This is a genomic window from Cupriavidus pampae, assembly GCF_914271485.1.
Lineage (GTDB): Bacteria > Pseudomonadota > Gammaproteobacteria > Burkholderiales > Burkholderiaceae > Cupriavidus > Cupriavidus pampae.
This window is the reverse complement of the sequence record NZ_CAJZAG010000003.1, coordinates 623,455-639,058: the sequence shown is the minus strand read 5'-3', so window position 1 is coordinate 639,058 and position 15,604 is coordinate 623,455. Positions and strand designations below refer to the sequence as shown.

Annotated in this window: 18 protein-coding genes; 13 read left to right on the top strand and 5 right to left on the bottom strand. The window is 65.0% G+C overall.

Annotated features, from left to right (window positions below):
- Nucleotides 1-36: 36 nt before the first annotated feature.
- Both LDO41_RS10580 and bfr read left to right on the top strand, forming a co-directional pair.
- Nucleotides 37-354 carry a (2Fe-2S)-binding protein gene (locus LDO41_RS10580; RefSeq protein WP_223986505.1) on the top strand — a complete coding sequence of 106 codons (318 nt, stop codon included), beginning with the start codon at nt 37-39 and terminating at the stop codon, nt 352-354.
- 126 nt (nt 355-480) lie between these two features.
- Complete coding sequence (gene bfr / locus LDO41_RS10575; protein ID WP_223986502.1) at nt 481-960, top strand: bacterioferritin; 480 nt, start codon at nt 481-483, stop codon at nt 958-960.
- A gap of 237 nt (nt 961-1,197) precedes the next feature.
- On the opposite strand, the gene LDO41_RS10570 is transcribed toward bfr, so the two are convergent.
- The 3 genes from LDO41_RS10570 to gpmA form a co-directional block, all read right to left on the bottom strand.
- Nucleotides 1,198-1,947 (bottom strand): HesA/MoeB/ThiF family protein, encoded by a 750-nt coding sequence (locus LDO41_RS10570; protein WP_223986500.1) that lies wholly within the window; start codon nt 1,945-1,947, stop codon nt 1,198-1,200.
- A gap of 87 nt (nt 1,948-2,034) precedes the next feature.
- On the bottom strand, nt 2,035-3,651 hold the full coding sequence (locus tag LDO41_RS10565) for a S41 family peptidase (RefSeq protein WP_223986497.1): 1,617 nt from the start codon (nt 3,649-3,651) through the stop codon (nt 2,035-2,037).
- 234 nt (nt 3,652-3,885) lie between these two features.
- Nucleotides 3,886-4,632 carry a 2,3-diphosphoglycerate-dependent phosphoglycerate mutase gene (gene gpmA / locus LDO41_RS10560; protein ID WP_223986494.1) on the bottom strand — a complete coding sequence of 249 codons (747 nt, stop codon included), beginning with the start codon at nt 4,630-4,632 and terminating at the stop codon, nt 3,886-3,888.
- Nucleotides 4,633-4,766: 134 nt separating this feature from the next.
- Here gpmA and LDO41_RS10555 point away from each other — a divergent pair, with 134 nt between their 5' ends.
- From LDO41_RS10555 to LDO41_RS10535, 5 genes are all read left to right on the top strand, one after another.
- Nucleotides 4,767-5,180, top strand: a complete 414-nt coding sequence (locus LDO41_RS10555; RefSeq protein WP_223986477.1) for a rhodanese-like domain-containing protein — start codon at nt 4,767-4,769, stop codon at nt 5,178-5,180.
- A gap of 82 nt (nt 5,181-5,262) precedes the next feature.
- Complete coding sequence (grxC, locus tag LDO41_RS10550; protein WP_223986474.1) at nt 5,263-5,520, top strand: glutaredoxin 3; 258 nt, start codon at nt 5,263-5,265, stop codon at nt 5,518-5,520.
- A 225-nt stretch (nt 5,521-5,745) separates the two neighbouring features.
- Nucleotides 5,746-6,264, top strand: a complete 519-nt coding sequence (gene secB, locus LDO41_RS10545) for a protein-export chaperone SecB (RefSeq protein ID WP_223986471.1) — start codon at nt 5,746-5,748, stop codon at nt 6,262-6,264.
- Between the two features lie 57 nt (nt 6,265-6,321).
- Entirely contained in the window at nt 6,322-7,350 is a 1,029-nt protein-coding gene (locus tag LDO41_RS10540) for an NAD(P)H-dependent glycerol-3-phosphate dehydrogenase (RefSeq protein ID WP_223986469.1), read from the top strand.
- Nucleotides 7,351-7,482: 132 nt separating this feature from the next.
- Nucleotides 7,483-8,472, top strand: a complete 990-nt coding sequence (locus LDO41_RS10535; protein ID WP_223986466.1) for a Bug family tripartite tricarboxylate transporter substrate binding protein — start codon at nt 7,483-7,485, stop codon at nt 8,470-8,472.
- Nucleotides 8,473-8,509: 37 nt separating this feature from the next.
- Here the strand turns inward: LDO41_RS10535 and trmL are convergent, their stop codons facing one another.
- Both trmL and LDO41_RS10525 read right to left on the bottom strand, forming a co-directional pair.
- Nucleotides 8,510-8,980 (bottom strand): tRNA (uridine(34)/cytosine(34)/5-carboxymethylaminomethyluridine(34)-2'-O)-methyltransferase TrmL, encoded by a 471-nt coding sequence (trmL, locus tag LDO41_RS10530; protein WP_223986464.1) that lies wholly within the window; start codon nt 8,978-8,980, stop codon nt 8,510-8,512.
- A gap of 59 nt (nt 8,981-9,039) precedes the next feature.
- Complete coding sequence (locus LDO41_RS10525) at nt 9,040-9,807, bottom strand: ComF family protein (RefSeq protein ID WP_223986462.1); 768 nt, start codon at nt 9,805-9,807, stop codon at nt 9,040-9,042.
- 84 nt (nt 9,808-9,891) lie between these two features.
- On the opposite strand from LDO41_RS10525, the gene LDO41_RS10520 reads away from it, so the two are divergent.
- The 6 genes from LDO41_RS10520 to LDO41_RS10495 all read left to right on the top strand — a co-directional run bounded on the left by LDO41_RS10520 (nt 9,892) and on the right by LDO41_RS10495 (nt 15,597).
- Entirely contained in the window at nt 9,892-10,830 is a 939-nt protein-coding gene (locus LDO41_RS10520) for a methyltransferase domain-containing protein (protein ID WP_223986459.1), read from the top strand.
- 499 nt (nt 10,831-11,329) lie between these two features.
- Nucleotides 11,330-11,842, top strand: a complete 513-nt coding sequence (locus tag LDO41_RS10515; RefSeq protein WP_223986457.1) for a DUF2244 domain-containing protein — start codon at nt 11,330-11,332, stop codon at nt 11,840-11,842.
- A gap of 61 nt (nt 11,843-11,903) precedes the next feature.
- The gene (gene coxB / locus LDO41_RS10510) at nt 11,904-13,190 is read left to right on the top strand and encodes a cytochrome c oxidase subunit II (RefSeq protein ID WP_223986454.1); all 1,287 of its coding nucleotides are present in this window, start codon (nt 11,904-11,906) and stop codon (nt 13,188-13,190) included.
- Nucleotides 13,191-13,230: 40 nt separating this feature from the next.
- Nucleotides 13,231-14,862, top strand: coding sequence for a cytochrome c oxidase subunit I (ctaD, locus tag LDO41_RS10505; RefSeq protein ID WP_223986451.1), 1,632 nt, complete (start codon nt 13,231-13,233; stop codon nt 14,860-14,862).
- Nucleotides 14,862-14,993, top strand: coding sequence for a cytochrome oxidase small assembly protein (locus LDO41_RS10500; protein WP_223987075.1), 132 nt, complete (start codon nt 14,862-14,864; stop codon nt 14,991-14,993). Before ctaD ends, LDO41_RS10500 begins: the two co-directional genes overlap by 1 nt.
- Nucleotides 14,994-15,015: 22 nt before the next feature.
- The gene (locus tag LDO41_RS10495) at nt 15,016-15,597 is read left to right on the top strand and encodes a cytochrome c oxidase assembly protein (protein WP_223986436.1); all 582 of its coding nucleotides are present in this window, start codon (nt 15,016-15,018) and stop codon (nt 15,595-15,597) included.
- Nucleotides 15,598-15,604 lie beyond the last annotated feature (7 nt).

Genomic DNA, 15,604 nt, shown 5'->3' with positions numbered 1-15,604 from the left:
CATGCCGGTGTCGCGCAAGCCCCCGAGGAGTATGTTGTGTACGTCTGCATCTGCAACCAGGTCACCGATCACGAGATTCATGGCGCTGCCCATCTTGGCGTTTCGACGCTGGACGAGCTGGCCGAAACCCTCGGCGTTGGCACTTGCTGCGGACGTTGCACCGACTGCGCAAGACAGGTCCTCGCCGAAGGCGTGGCAGCAGTACGTAATATCTCTCCCGCTCCTACCGTCTCCACGATCTCCACGATCCAGATTGTGGAGATTTCTACCTGTTCGGCTTCTGCCTCACGTGCGATAATGGACGCTCGTGACCCGGCAGTCGCGAATGATCAGCGCAGCGAGCTTGTTGCTTAAGGTCGTTGTCTGCGTCAATTTGAATTCGTGTGAAGTATGAAGCGTGCCAGCGGGTAGAAACCGCGGCGCGCTTTTGTGCTTTCGCAATTCCGACTGCGGGCCCGTTTGCACATCTAGGAGCCCCGTATGAAAGGTGACAAGAAGGTCATCCAGCATTTGAACGCCCAGCTCAAGAACGAGCTGACCGCGATCAACCAGTATTTCCTGCACGCCCGCATGTACCGCCACTGGGGCCTGAAGAAGCTCGGCGATGTCGAATACAAGGAATCGATCGGCGAGATGAAGCACGCCGACCGCCTGATCGACCGCATCCTGATGCTCGACGGCCTGCCGAACCTGCAGGATCTGCACAAGCTGCTGCTCGGCGAAGACACGCCTGAAATGCTCAAGTGCGACCTGAAGCTGGAGCAGACCGCTCACACCACGGTCAAGGAAGGCGTCGCGTATTGCGAGTCCGTCGGTGACTACGTCAGCCGCGACATCCTCGTCGATATCCTCACCGATACCGAAGAGCACATCGAATACCTCGAGACGCAGCTCGACCTGATCGACAAGGTTGGCCTGCAGAACTATCTGCAATCGCAGATGGAGCCCGGCGAGCAATAAGCGCCGGTCTCACGGTCGTACCGCCAGCCGCTGAAACGATGTTCGACAGCGGTCGGCGCGGCGCGTGACGCTGACAGGTGTCACCGCTTTGTGCGCGATGAGGCAATAACCGTTCTCATTCGGATTCTTGCTCTCATCCAGTCATTGGTAATCGGGCCCCGCGGTTTGCTCCGCCGTCAGGGCGCCCGGTACCGATGACCGCCACACCTTCCCAGCTCCACAGCTCCCCAGCTTCCCCTATTTCCCCCCACACACCTCGCAGTCAGGCGCGCGCGCCAGTCGCATCTCCGTCCATTCCATCGTCAGTGCGTTGACCATCAGCAGCCGTGCGGCCAGTGGCTGACCCACGCCCGACAGCAGCTTGAGCGCTTCCGCGGCCTGTACCGTGCCCACCATGCCAACCAGCGGCGCAAACACGCCCATGGTCGCGCAGGCCGCCTCCGAGGCGGGCTCGGAGGGTGGGAACAGGCATGCGTAGCAGGGCGCATCGGGCTGGCGCAGGTCATACACGCTGATCTGGCCGTCGAAGCGCAGCGCCGCGCCGGAGACCAGCGGCACGCGGTGCGCGAGGCATGCGCGATTGATCGCGTGGCGCGTGGCAAAGTTGTCGCAGCAGTCGAGCACCACATCCGCCTGTGCCACCAGCGGCCCGAGCTCGGCGTCGCTGACGCGCTGGGGCATGAGCTGGATGTCGAGGTCGGGATTGATGCGTAGCATCGCCTCGCGCGCGGATTCCACCTTGGGGCGTCCGACGTTCGCGGTGGTGTGCACGATCTGGCGCTGCAGGTTGGTCAGGTCGACGTCGTCGTCATCGACGAGCGTGATATGTCCCACGCCAGCCGATGCCAGATACGGCAGCGCGGCCGCGCCGAGTCCACCCGCGCCAATCACGAGCGCCCGGGCCGCGAGCAGCCGTTCCTGGCCTTCGATGCCGAATTCGTCCAGCAGGATATGGCGCGAGTAGCGCAGCAGTTGATCGTCGTTCATGGCAGGGGCAAGACCGAAGCTGAAAACAAAAACGGCCCGCTGTCGTGAAAACCGCGGGCCGTGTGAGAGGGAAACAGCGCTACCGGATCAGCGCGCCTTGCCGGTCGGCGTGCCGAGCGGTTCGCCAACGGGTGCGCTGGCGGGCGGCTGCGCCGGCTGCGTGGCCGGTTGCGCGGGCTTGGCCGGCGTGGCCTTGCTCGCGGGCTTCGCGGCGGGCTTGGCGGTGGCATCCGGCTTCTCGTCCGGCTTGCCGGCGGCCTGAGTGAGTTCCAGGCGCGACTTCGAACGCTTGACCGGCTGACCGCTCAACTGCGCGATGGCCTGCTGCAGCATGAAGTCGTCGGCGGTACCAAATTCCACCGGCTTTTTGCGACGTTCCTTCTCGCGCTCCTCCGGCGACTTCTTGGCGTTTTCTTCCTCGAGGCGGCGCAGTTCTTCCACGCGACGCTGCTCGCGTTCGGCCATTTCCGGTTCTTCCGATTCCTGCTTGTTGTGCAGGTGGCGCTCGGTATCGATCTCGCGCGTAATCAGCGCGTCGTCGGGATCGCCCTCGGGGTTCTGATCGACCGGCACGTCCGGACGGATGCCCTTGGCCTGGATCGACTTGCCCGTCGGCGTGTAGTAGTACGCGATGGTCAGCTTGATGCCGGTGTCGTTGGTCAGCGGACGCACGGTCTGCACCGAACCCTTGCCGAACGTGGTCTTGCCCATGATCAGCGCGCGGTGGTGATCCTGCAGCGCGCCGGCCACGATCTCCGAAGCCGATGCCGAGTAGGCGTTGGTCAGCACGACCATCGGAATCTTCTTGAACAGCGGCGGCAGATCCTTGAGCGGATCGTCCTCGAGCGACGACAGGCGATAGTTGTTGAACGACGCCTTGTACACGCGCTTGGCGTCGGGTACCTGGCCGTTGGTCGAGACCACGGTCGCATCCTCGGGCAGGAACGCCGCCGCCACGCCCACGGCGCCTTGCAGCACACCGCCACCGTTGTTGCGCAGATCGAGGATGATGCCCTTCAGATTCGGGTTCTTCTGGGCCATCTCATTCAGCCTGCGGCCCAGGTCGGCGACGGTGCGCTCCTGGAAGCTGGTCAGGCGGATCCAGCCGATGTCATGGTCGAGCATCTTGGCCTTGACCGACTGCACACGGATCTCGGCACGGGTGATTGAAACGGGGAACGTGCGTTCCTCGCTCTTGCGATAGATCGTCAGCGTGACCTTGGTACCGGGCTCGCCGCGCATGCGCTTGACCGCCTGCTCCAGCGGCAGGCCGCGCACGGGCTTGTCGTCGATACGCGTGATCAGGTCGCCCGGCTGAATGCCGGCGCGGAACGCGGGCGTGTCCTCGATCGGGTTGATCACCTTGACCAGGCCTTCTTCCTGCGAGATCTCGATGCCGAGACCCGCGAAGCGGCCGCGCGTGCCTTCCTGCAGTTCCTTGAAGTCTTTTTCGTCCAGATAGGCCGAGTGCGGGTCGAGGCTGGCGACCATGCCTTTGACGGCTTCGGTCAGCAGCTTCTTGTCATCGACCGGCTCAACGTATTCGCGCTTGATCTGCCCGAAGATATCGGACATCAGCCGCAACTGGTCGAGCGGTAGCGGTCCGGATGAGTTCTGCGCCGTCGCCGAAATCTGCAGCGTGGCGAGCACGCCGGCAACGACGCCGACTGAGACAAGGCTAATGTTCTTGAGCGACTTACGCATGAGGGCAGCCTGAACGTGTGAGGATTGTGCCTGGTGGAATCCGGTGGGCGCCACGACGGGTGCCTGGACCGGATTTGTCCGACAGTATAAGAGGGTGCGGGAAAAAAGGCCTGCGCGTCACCGCGGTGACGGTGGGCGCGGCAACATTGGCCGGGGCCAGCGCTGCCACATCATCCCGAGTCTGCGGTATGCGCGGGGCCGGGGTCCTGCCCCGACGCCCGCACCATGTCACGGTCAGCGCGCCTTGCCCTGGTTGGCCACGGCGGCCAGCGAAGCGGCGATGGCGTCCGCGTCGCCGAGATAGTAATGGCGCAGGGGGCGCAGGTCGGCGTCCAGTTCGTATACGAGCGGGGTGCCGTTGGGAATATTGAGGCCGACGATGTCGTCATCCGAAATCTGATCCAGGTACTTCACCAACGCGCGGATGCTGTTGCCATGGGCGGCAATCACCACGCGCTTGCCCGATTTGATATCGGGAGCAATGGATTCGTTCCATAGCGGAATCACGCGGGCCACCGTATCCTTCAGGCATTCGGTCAGCGGCACCTGCTCGCGCGGCACATTGGCGTAGCGCGGATCGTCGAACGAGGCGCGCGGGTCGTCCGCTTCGAGTGCGGGCGGCGGCGTGTCGTAGCTGCGGCGCCAGACCAGAACCTGCGCGTCGCCGTACTTGGCGGCGGTCTCGGCCTTGTTGAGGCCCGACAGTGCACCGTAGTGACGCTCGTTCAGGCGCCATTCGTTGCGCACCGGAATCCACATCAGGTCCATTTCGTCCTGGACATGCCAGAGCGTGCGGATCGCGCGCTTGAGCACCGAGGTGTAGGCGATGTCGAACGTCAGGCCGGCTTCATTGAGCAATTGGCCCGCCTGGCGTGCCTGGGCGGCGCCGGTGTCGGTCAGGTCGACGTCGACCCAGCCGGTGAAGCGGTTTTCGAGGTTCCACGTCGATTCGCCGTGGCGGATGAGAACGAGCTTGTACATGCTGCTTCCAGAGAGTAGGTAACCTGCTGGCGCGGCGGCGCGAATGCGGCGCGGCCCGCACCCCATAAAATGAAGGGTGGCGCCAAACCGCGTATTTTATAATGCCGCCGACCCAACCCAACGGAAATGCCAACGTGAATTTCTTCGCCGACTACAACAACCTGGCCCTGATCGCTATCGCAGTGGTCTCTGGCGGCCTGCTAGCCTGGCCGGCCATCATGCGCAGCACGAGCGGAAAAAGCGTCAATACCGCCGGCGCCACCCAGCTGATCAACAAGCGCAACGCGGTGGCCATCGACGTGCGCGACGCCGCGGAGTTCGCCAAGGGCCACATGCCCCAGGCGAAGAGCGCGCCGCTTGCCGACCTCCCGAACCGCGCCGGCTCGCTCGCCAAGGACAAGAGCGCCCCCGTCATCGTCATCAGCCAGACCGGCCAGAGCCTGGGGAAGGCTCAAGCAGCGTTGAAAGAAGCCGGGTACAGTGAGGTCTACGCGCTCGAAGGCGGCATGACCGCCTGGCAGCAGGCCGGACTTCCGGTCGTCAAGTAACGTCGATTCATTTATTTGCTGTGCGCGGCGCGGATCGCCCCTGGCATCCGCGCCGCTGCATTTCAGGACAAGGAGATTTCGCATGGCCCGCGTCGTCATGTACAGCACGGTGGTTTGCCCTTATTGCCAGATGGCCGAGCGCCTTCTGCGCCAGCGCGGAGTGGAGACGATCGAGAAGATCATGATCGACCGCGAAGCGGGCAAGCGCGAGGAAATGATGTCGCGCACCGGCCGCCGTACCGTACCGCAGATCTACATCGACGAGCGTCATGTGGGCGGTTTCGATGATCTCTCCGCGCTCGATCGCAAGGGCGACCTCGTGCCGCTGCTTGCGGCCTGACACGCCCGTGCCGCGCGGCACATTTCTGTGACAGATTCGCGGCCTGCGGCTTCCGGCAGGTCGTGAATCTCTGATTCCTCTCTGACTGGGTCAACGAGCGGGTGAATTCGCCACCCGCGTCATGTACCATATGCGCTTTCCAAACCGGGCTCGACCCGCGCGGACGCGCGTGCCGGCACCCTTGCAGCACCCCATCACCCCTTTCAGTCAATCCGGAAGCCTCTCATGAGCGACCAGCAACAAGCTACCCAGCAGGACGACCAGCCCTTCTTCAATATCCAGCGCGTGTACCTGAAGGACATGTCGCTCGAGCAGCCGAACTCGCCGCAGATCTTCCTCGAGTCGGAAGCGCCGGCCGTCGAGGTGCAGGTCAACGTGGCCGCCGCCCAGCTGCAGGAAGGCATCTTCGAAGTGGTCGTGACCGGTACCGTGACGACCAAGGTCCAGGACAAGGTGGCGTTCCTGGTGGAAGCGCATCAGGCCGGTATCTTCGATATCCGCAACGTGCCGGCCGAGCAGCTCGACCCGCTGCTGGGCATTGCCTGCCCGACCATCCTGTACCCGTACCTGCGCGGCAATATCGCCGACGTGATCACGCGTGCCGGCTTCCAGGCCATCCATCTGTCGGAAATCAACTTCCAGGCGCTGTACGAGCAACGTCTGCAAGCCGCGATGGCCGAGGCCGGCCAGCAAGGCGCTGAGTCGGGCATCGTCATGCCCGACGGCAGCCAGGCGCGTCACTGATGCGTCGCACCCTCTCCCGCGCGGAGAGGGTCTGCTCTGGCCTAGCGTCATGACGTCATGAAACTCACGATCCTTGGCGCTGGCGCATGGGGCACCGCCCTCGCGAGCCACGCGGCGGCCACGCACGACGTGGTGCTGTGGGGCCGCGACGCCGACGAGCTCGCGGCGATGGCTGCGGGCGGCGTCAACGCCGGCTATCTGCCTGGCATCTCTCTTTCTCCCAGACTCGCCTACGAAGCCGACTTCGCGCGTGCCGTTGCGCATGCCGAAAGCGATCCGTCGGGGCTGCTCATCGTTGCCACGCCGGTGTCCGGCTTGCGTGAGACCACGCGCAGAATCGCCACGACCATCAAGGGGCCGGCCGCGATGCTGTGGCTGTGCAAGGGTTTCGAGGCCGACACCCATGCGATGCCGCACCAGATGGTGCGTGCCGAGCTTGATGCGTTGCCCGGCGCGCCCGCCATCGACTATGGCGTGCTGACCGGGCCGAGCTTCGCGCGCGAGGTCGCGCTCGGACTGCCGTGCGCGCTGACCGTGGCGGGCACGTCACCGGTGCTCGGCGAGCGCGCGCAGGCCGCATTCCATCACCATGCGATGCGTATCTATCGCAGCGACGACCTGATCGGTGTCGAGGTGGGAGGGGCCGTCAAGAACGTGCTGGCGATCGCCACCGGTGCCAGCGATGGCCTCGGGCTGGGGCTCAATGCGCGCGCCGCGCTGGTGACGCGTGGGCTGGCCGAGATGACGCGACTGGGCCTCGCGCTCGGTGGGCGCCTCGATACGTTCATGGGCCTCGCCGGCGTCGGCGACCTGATTCTTACCGCGACCGGCGATCTGTCGCGCAATCGCAAGGTCGGCCAGCAGCTTGCCGCAGGCAAGACCCTGGCGCAGGTGCTTGCCGATCTCGGGCACGTGGCCGAAGGCGTGCGCTGCGCGCAGGCCGTTGCCGCGCTGGCCGCGCAGCATGGTGTCGATATGCCGATTACGCGCGCGGTCTGCGCGGTGCTGTTCGAAGGTCTCGGTGCCGCGGATGCGGTGGCGCAGCTGTTGCAGCGCGACGCGCGTGACGAGTCGCCGTTGCACTAATGCCCGCTTGGCACTGAACGGCACGGTGCGGGGTCTGCGCCTTGAAACCCGGCGCAGAATCATGGCACTAAGCAGTGCGCTTGCCGCACTGAAGCCCGCACTGAAGCCCACCCTGAAGGCCACCACACTGACATGAATTCCCGCCGTCGCGCCCTGGGCGTGCTACTTCCCTCCGCGCTGTGCCTGTCGGCACTGGCGCGCGCGTCCGATGCCCTGGCGCAGGACTGGCCCGCGCGGCCGTTGCGCATGATCGTACCGTTTCCGGCGGGTTCGTCGCCCGATCTGATCGCGCGTCTGCTGACCGAACAACTGGCCGCGGCGCTTGGCCAGCCCGTCGTGGTGGAGAATCATCCGGGCGCCGGTGGGAACATCGGCACCGGCATGGTGGCGCGCGCGACGCCGGACGGCTACACGCTGCTGTTCACGATCAACGGGCCGCTCGTCACCGCGCCCACGCTCTGGCGCAACCTCAACTACGATCCGGTGCGGCAACTCGCGCCGGTGACGCTCGTGGCCACGTCGCCGAATGTGCTGGTGGTCGATGCGCGGCTGCCCGTGCGCACGTTGCAGGAGTTTGTCGCGTTGGCGAAGTCGAAGCCCGGCACGCTGAACTATGGTTCGGTGGGCAACGGCAGTGCCGCGCATCTGGCCATGGAGCAGTTGAAGGCGATGGCTGGTATCGATCTGCAGCACGTGCCGTATGCCGGATTTCCGCAGGTCACCACCGCCATCGTCGGCGGGCAGGTGCAGGCCGGCTTTATGGTGCCGGCGATCGCCATGCCGCTGGTACAGGCGGGCAAGCTGCGCATGCTTGCGGTGACCACCACCGGTCGCTCGGCGCTGTTGCCGTCGGTGCCGACGGTGGTGGAATCGGGCTACCCGGGCTTCGAGGCGATCTCGTGGCAGGCCGTGCTCGCGCCTGCGGGCACGCCGGCGCCGATCGTCGATCGGCTCTATCGCGAGCTGGTGGCGATCATTGGCAGGGAAGACGTGCGCGAGAAAATGCGCGCGCAGTACTTCGCGCCGGCCGGCACCGCGCCGGCCTCGTTGCGGCAGACCATGGCCAGCGAGAAACTGCGCTGGGACAAGGTCATTCGCGCCGCGCACGTGCAGCCAGAGTAGGCGTAACCGCGGCGCGCCGGACCCGCTTGCGCGGCCCTTATGCGCCGCCGGCGAACCCGTTCTGGCGCCAGGCCTCGAACACGACCACCGCCACGGTGTTCGACAGGTTGAGGCTGCGGTTGTCGGGGCGCATCGGCAGGCGGATGCGGCGCGCGGGCGGAAACCATTCACGCCGCTCTGGCGCCAGCCCACGGGTTTCCGAGCCGAAAACGAACCAGTCGCCGGGCTGGAACGCCACCTCACCGAACGGCGTCGAGCCATGCGTGGTCAGCGCGAACATGCGATCGACGTTCGGCTGCTCGCTGGCCATCAGCGCCTCCCAGTTGTCGTGCACGCGCATGGTGGCGTACTCGTGATAGTCGAGCCCTGCGCGGCGCATGCGCGCATCCTCGAGCGGAAAGCCGAGTGGCTTGACCAGATGCAGCTGCGCGCCAGTGTTGGCGCATAGCCGGATCACGTTGCCGGTATTGGGAGGAATCTCGGGTTCGACGAGGACGACGTTAAACATGCGGACGTGGGACGGTGGGAAGCGCTGCGCAGCTTAACGCCTGCGGCCCCGTGCGGCAATCATGGCGTGCGCAGCGCGGGCAGCACCGTGACGCGCGCGGCGCCATGGGCCTTGAGCACGCGTGCCGCCTCGCGCAGCGTGGCGCCGGTGGTCATCACGTCGTCGACGATGCCGATATGGCGTCCTGCGACGGCTGCCGGGTGCGTGACCGTGAAGGCGTCCTGCACGTTGGCCAGTCGGTCGTTCAGGCTCAGCATGTGTTGGGTGGCGGCATCGCCGCGGCGCGCGAGCAGCGTGGCGGCCGTGGCGATGCCGAGCTGCCGGCCCAGCGGTCGCGCGATCTCCCACGCCTGATTGAAGCCACGCGCGGCCAGCCGTGCCCGCGCGAGCGGCAGTGGGATCAGCAGATCGGGCAGGGGCAGCGCGGCGGCGGCCAGCCGCAGCGCGAGCGCGTCGGCAAACCAGCGTGCGTGCGGCAGCGCCGCGCCGCTTTTCAGCGCGAGCACGAGATGGTCCTGCGGTGCGGCGTAATCGCCGAGCGTGAATACGGCATCGAATGGCGGCGGGTCCGCCAGGCACAGCGTACAGGCCCGCCCGCGCGTGCTACGCAGCGCGCAGAACGGGCAACGGGGCTTCGGCGCCAGATGCCGCGCGGCGCAGGCCGTGCAGACCACTTCGGCCTGTACCTGCCCGCATAGCGCGCACGCGGACGGCAGCAACGCGCGCCACAGGCGCGGTAGTCCGTGGCGAAGCGCGGCCAGGCCGGCAGCGCATGGCGCGCCCTCGGCGCGAGCCGGGGAGGGCGCGTATACTTGCGGCCGGTTCATGGGCCGCGGCGGGGTTGCCTGCTGTCGCGCGCCATCCTGTGGTTCGCCACTCCGCTGTTCGCCATCTTTCTTATCGATTCCCTCGTGTCCTCGCATTCCGCCGCCACTCCCGATGCCTGGCTGCCGCCCACGCGGCTGACTCGTCTTGCCTTCGACCGGCGCAGCGCCGGATTCGGCCAGCTCGACTTCATGCTCGGCGAAATCGGCCGCCGCATGCAGGAGCGCATGGAGGTGATCCGGCTCGCGCCGCGCGGCGCGCTGGATCTCGGATGCGGCCATGGCCAAGGCCTTGCGGCGCTGCGCGCGCGCTTTCCCGATGCGCAGATCGCCGGGCTCGACATCTCCGGCGCGATGCTGCGCGAGGCCGCTCAGCGCGATCCGCAGCGCCAGCCGGGCTGGCTCGGCCGCATGCTCGGCAAGCGGCCGACGTTCGATCTGGTCCAGGGCGATCTTGCCACACTGCCTTTCGAGGCAGCCAGTTTCGACCTGCTGTGGTCGAACCTCGCGCTGCACTGGCACCCGGAGCCGCATCAGGTGTTTCCGGAATGGCATCGCGTGACCCGTGACGACGGACTCGTGCTGTTCTCGTTGTTCGGACCCGACACGCTGCGCGAGGTGCGCGACGCGTTTGCCGAGGTCGATCTCGATGCGCACACGCTGCGCTTCGTGGACATGCACGACATCGGCGACATGCTGGTCCACGGCGGCTGGTCCACGCCGGTGATGGACATGGAAACGCTGACGGTTACCTACGAGACGCCGGAGGCACTGCTGCGCGAGGTGCGCGCGTTCGGTGGCATGCGGCGCCCGGGCGGGGCGGGATTGCGCGGACGCCGCTGGTATCGCGCCGTGCTGGACGCGCTGGAGCGCCGCCGCACTGCCGATGGCGTGATCCCGCTGACGTTCGAGATCGTCTACGGCCATGCGTGGAAGCTCGCGCCGCGCGAGCGGCAGGCCACCGATGATCAGGGCCGCGCGGTGGTGCCGGTGGACAAGATCGGGCGCGCCCGTCCGCGTCGCTGAAGACCTGCGTCGGGCAGATCTGCCTGCGACAGATTGTCGCAAAACATCCACACCGGATATCCACGCAAAACACTGACGCAACTGCGGCGCCGGCACACGAATTCGACCATTGCGTTGACTATCATGCCGCGCCGCACCATGCACAAAAACTTGGCCGATGCAAGCCCGGCGGGCAAGTCCGGCCTTGTTTGAGTATGCGAAGCGCCATATAATGCGCCAGTTTGTCGCAGTGGTCCCCTGGCACTATCTCGCCCCTCGGGGTTAAGCACGCTACGCCTCCGTACCATGTTCGGATCAGGTTAACGCCATGTCCGGACGATGTATGGAACTTGTACGGTAGTAATGTATGGCCGTACCGTTCCCCGGCCGCACGAATCCGTACGGTCCCCGGTACCGGCAGGCGTAGGCATCATCGCGCAAAGGCCGCATTCACCTGCGCACGTGCTTTCCATGGAGCGTTTGTCGTCCCGGGCGTGCATCCGATGCGGAGCGGTTAGCGATGCAAGACTTGGGTATCGCATTCCAGACGGCAGTTGGTAACTCCGGCGGAAATCTCGACGGACGCCCCCCTTTGCCGAGCAACGACTGGCTGATGAAGCGGAATTGCTCGCTTTCTCCTCGCCAGGTCGGCTGGTTCTACTTCTCCATCGTATGTTTTTCGACTGCCATCGCGCTGTTTTTCGCATGGCAGGGGACTTGGCTCGTGCTGCCATTCGCCGGCCTCGAATTGCTGGGGCTGGGGATTGCCCTGCTGGCGCACGGGCGCCATGCGACGGATTATGAACGCGTCAGTTTGACCGACGGCATGCTGGTCGTGGAGACAGCCAGCGCCAGCCGGATGACGTGGGATGAATTCAACCCGTGCTGGGTGCGGGTAGAACTGGGTGAATCGTTCCGGGCGCTCGTGGTCTTGCGGTCGGGCAAGCGTGTCGTGCGGGTGGGGTCGTATCTGGACCCGCATCGACGTCGCAAGTTCGCGCAGGAACTCGTTGCGGCCCTGCATCGCCTCTGAAGGGAGCGGTGCCGGGTGGAAACGGGGACAGATTTGAATCTGTAAATTAGGTAGATAACAAATGAAAATGTGGAAGAAGGCATCCGCAGCATGTCTGGCCGGCGCGTCCCTGCTCGCTAGCCAGGCGGCCTCCGCGGTCAGTGATATGCCCGGCGGTCCCGCCGTGCGTCAGCTGAACTTGACCGAACCCGTTACAAAGATCGCCGAACAGATTCATTGGCTGAACTGGATGATGCTCATCCTCTGCACGGCGATATTTATCGTCGTGTTCGGCGTGATGTTCTATTCCATCTTCAAGCACCGGAAGTCCAAGGGCGCCAAATCGGCGTCGTTCCACGAGAGCATCACCGTCGAGATCGTCTGGACCATCGTGCCGTTCCTGATCGTGATCGCGATGGCGCTGCCCGCCACCAAGACGGTGGTCGCGATGAAGGACACGACGAACTCCGACATCACGATCAAGGCCACCGGCTATCAGTGGAAGTGGGGGTACGACTACCTCAAGGGCCAGGGCGAGGGCATCTCGTTCGTGTCCACGCTGACCACGCCTCGCGAGCAGATCAACAACGAGCAGCCGAAGTCGAACACCTACCTGATGGAGGTGGACAACGAGCTCGTGGTGCCCGTCAACAAGAAGATCCGCATCGTCACCACCGCCAACGACGTGATCCACGCGTGGATGATTCCCGCGTTCGGCGTGAAGCAGGATGCGATTCCGGGCTTCGTGCGCGACACGTGGTTCCGCGCCGAGAAGACCGGCGTGTATCGCGGGCAGTGCGCCGAGCTCTGCGGCAAGGAGCACGCGTTCATGCCGATCGTGGTGCGCGTGGTGTCCGACGCCGACTACACCAAGTGGGTCGACGAGAAGAAGAAGGCGCTGGCCGCCGCGGCCGATGATCCCAACAAGACCTGGACGCTCGACGAAATGAAGGTGCGCGGCGAGAAGGTCTACGTGTCGAACTGCGCGGTCTGCCACCAGCCGAACGGCAAGGGCGGCGGCGCATTCCCGGCCCTCGATGCCTCCAAGGTCGTCAACGGACCGAAGGCTGGCCAGATGCACATCCTGCTGGAAGGCAAGGGCGGCATGCCGTCGTGGAAGCAGCTCTCGGATACCGAGCTGGCCGCGGTGATGACGTTCACGCGCAACAGCTGGAGCAACAAGACCGGTGAAGTCATCCAGCCGGCCGACTTTGTGAACGCGCGCGCGGGCAAGTTCCCGGAAGGCGGGGGCGCAGCCCAGGCCGCCGCTGGCGATGCCGCGCCCAAGGCGCAGGCACCGGCACCGGCAAACAACGCCGGCGCACAAGACAAGCAGGCCAGCGTCGCGGGCAACCGCGTCGCCGGCTGACCCGCGCACGTCCGCATTCAGGAATTCAGGAGTCATCGCGATGAGTACCGCAACCCCGGAGACGCTGGGTCATCCGCACGACCATGCTCATGACCACGACCATGGTCATGGCCACGACGATCATGCCCACGATCATCCGCATGGCTGGCGCCGCTGGCTGTTCGCCACCAATCACAAGGACATCGGTACGCTGTACCTGCTGTTCTCGTTCACCATGCTGCTGTCGGGCGGCCTGCTGGCCCTGTTCATCCGACTCGAGCTGTTCGAGCCGGGCCTGCAGTTCTTCCGCCCCGAACTGTTCAACCAGTTCACCACGATGCACGGCCTGATCATGGTGTTCGGCGCGATCATGCCGGCGTTCGTCGGCTTTGCGAACTGGATGATTCCGCTGCAGATCGGCGCGTCGGACATGGCGTTCGCGCGCATGAACAACTTCAGCTTCTGGCTGATGCCGCCGGCCGCGCTGCTGCTGGCCGGCTCGTTCTTCGCACCGGGCGGCGCCACCGCCGCGGGCTGGACGCTGTACGCGCCGCTGTCGGTGCAGATGGGTCCGGGCATGGACATGGCGATCTTCGCCATGCACATCATGGGCGCGTCGTCGATCATGGGCTCGATCAACATCATCGTGACCATCCTCAACATGCGCGCGCCGGGCATGACGCTGATGAAGATGCCGATGTTCTGCTGGACGTGGCTGATTACCGCGTACCTGCTGATCGCGGTGATGCCCGTGCTGGCTGGCGCGATCACGATGGTGCTAACCGATCGCCATTTCGGCACGAGCTTCTTCTCCGCCGCGGGCGGTGGTGATCCGGTGATGTACCAGCATATCTTCTGGTTCTTCGGTCACCCCGAGGTGTACATCATGATCCTGCCCGCGTTCGGGATCGTCTCGCAGGTGGTGCCGGCGTTCGCGCGCAAGCGTCTGTTCGGCTACAGCTCGATGGTCTACGCCACCGCGTCGATCGCGATCCTGTCGTTCATCGTGTGGGCCCACCACATGTTCACGACCGGCATGCCGGTGACCGGCCAGCTGTTCTTCATGTACGCGACGATGCTGATCGCGGTGCCGACCGCCGTGAAGATCTTCAACTGGATCGCCACGATGTGGCGCGGCTCGATGACGTTCGAGACGCCGATGCTGTTCGCGATCGGCTTTATCTTCGTGTTCACGATCGGCGGCTTCACCGGCCTGATGCCGGCCGTCGCACCGATCGACATCCAGCTGCAGGACACGTACTTCATCGTTGCGCACTTCCACTACGTGCTGGTGGCGGGCTCGCTGTTCGCGCTGTTCTCGGGCTTCTACTACTGGGGTCCGAAGTGGAGCGGCTTCATGTACAACGAGACGCGCGGCCAGATCCACTTCTGGGGCTCGCTGATCTTCTTCAACGTGACCTTCTTCCCGATGCACTTCCTGGGTCTGGCCGGCATGCCGCGTCGCTATGCCGACTATCCGACCCAGTTCGCGGACTTCAACGCGGTGGCATCGATCGGCGCGCTCGGCTTTGGCCTGATGCAGGTGTACTTCTTCTTCTTCGTGGTGCTGCCGTCTTATCGCGGCGGAGAGAAGGCGGCCGACAAGCCGTGGGAAGGCGCCGAGGGTCTCGAGTGGACCGTGCCGTCGCCGGCGCCGTTCCATACGTTCGAAGAACCGCCGCTGGTCAAATGATGACCACGCAGCCGGACGATCGCAAGGCGGCCCAGCGGGCCGCCAACCGACGGCTAGGATGGATCCTGCTGTCGGTGGTGCTGATGTTCTTTCTGGGCTTCTTCGCCAAGATGAAGTTTCTTGGCGGCTGACCGGTTCGTGCAGGAGCGGTAGATGAGCGACAAGGCAGACGAGAGGCGTTTCAACCGCGGCATGCTCGGCCGGTTGCTGGTAGTGGTCGGCGTGATGTTCGGCTTTGGCTACGCGCTGGTGCCGCTGTACAAGAAGATCTGCGAGATCACCGGCATCAACGTGGTGACCACGCGCGAACTGTACGGCGGCTCCCTCAAGAACACGCAGGTGGATACGAGCCGCACGATTACCGTGGAGTTCGATTCCAACGCGCGCGGGCCGTTTGCGTTCCGTCCGGTGAAGAACACCATGGAGGTGCATCCGGGCGAGATGGCGACGATCGTGTACGAGGTGGCCAACGGGCAGTCGCGCGATATCGCGGCCCAGGCGATTCCGAGTTATGCGCCGAAGCAGGCGACCGAGTACTTCAAGAAGGTCGAATGCTTCTGCTTCAAGCAGCAGACGCTCAAGGCGAACGAAGCGCGGCAGATGCCGGTGGTGTTCGTGATCGATCCGAAGCTGCCGAAGGACGTGAAGAACATCACGCTGTCGTACACGTTCTTCGAAGTCGGGGCACCGGTCGCGCAGGCACCGGCCGGCGAAGCGACTGGACATGGCAGTTGAGGAACGC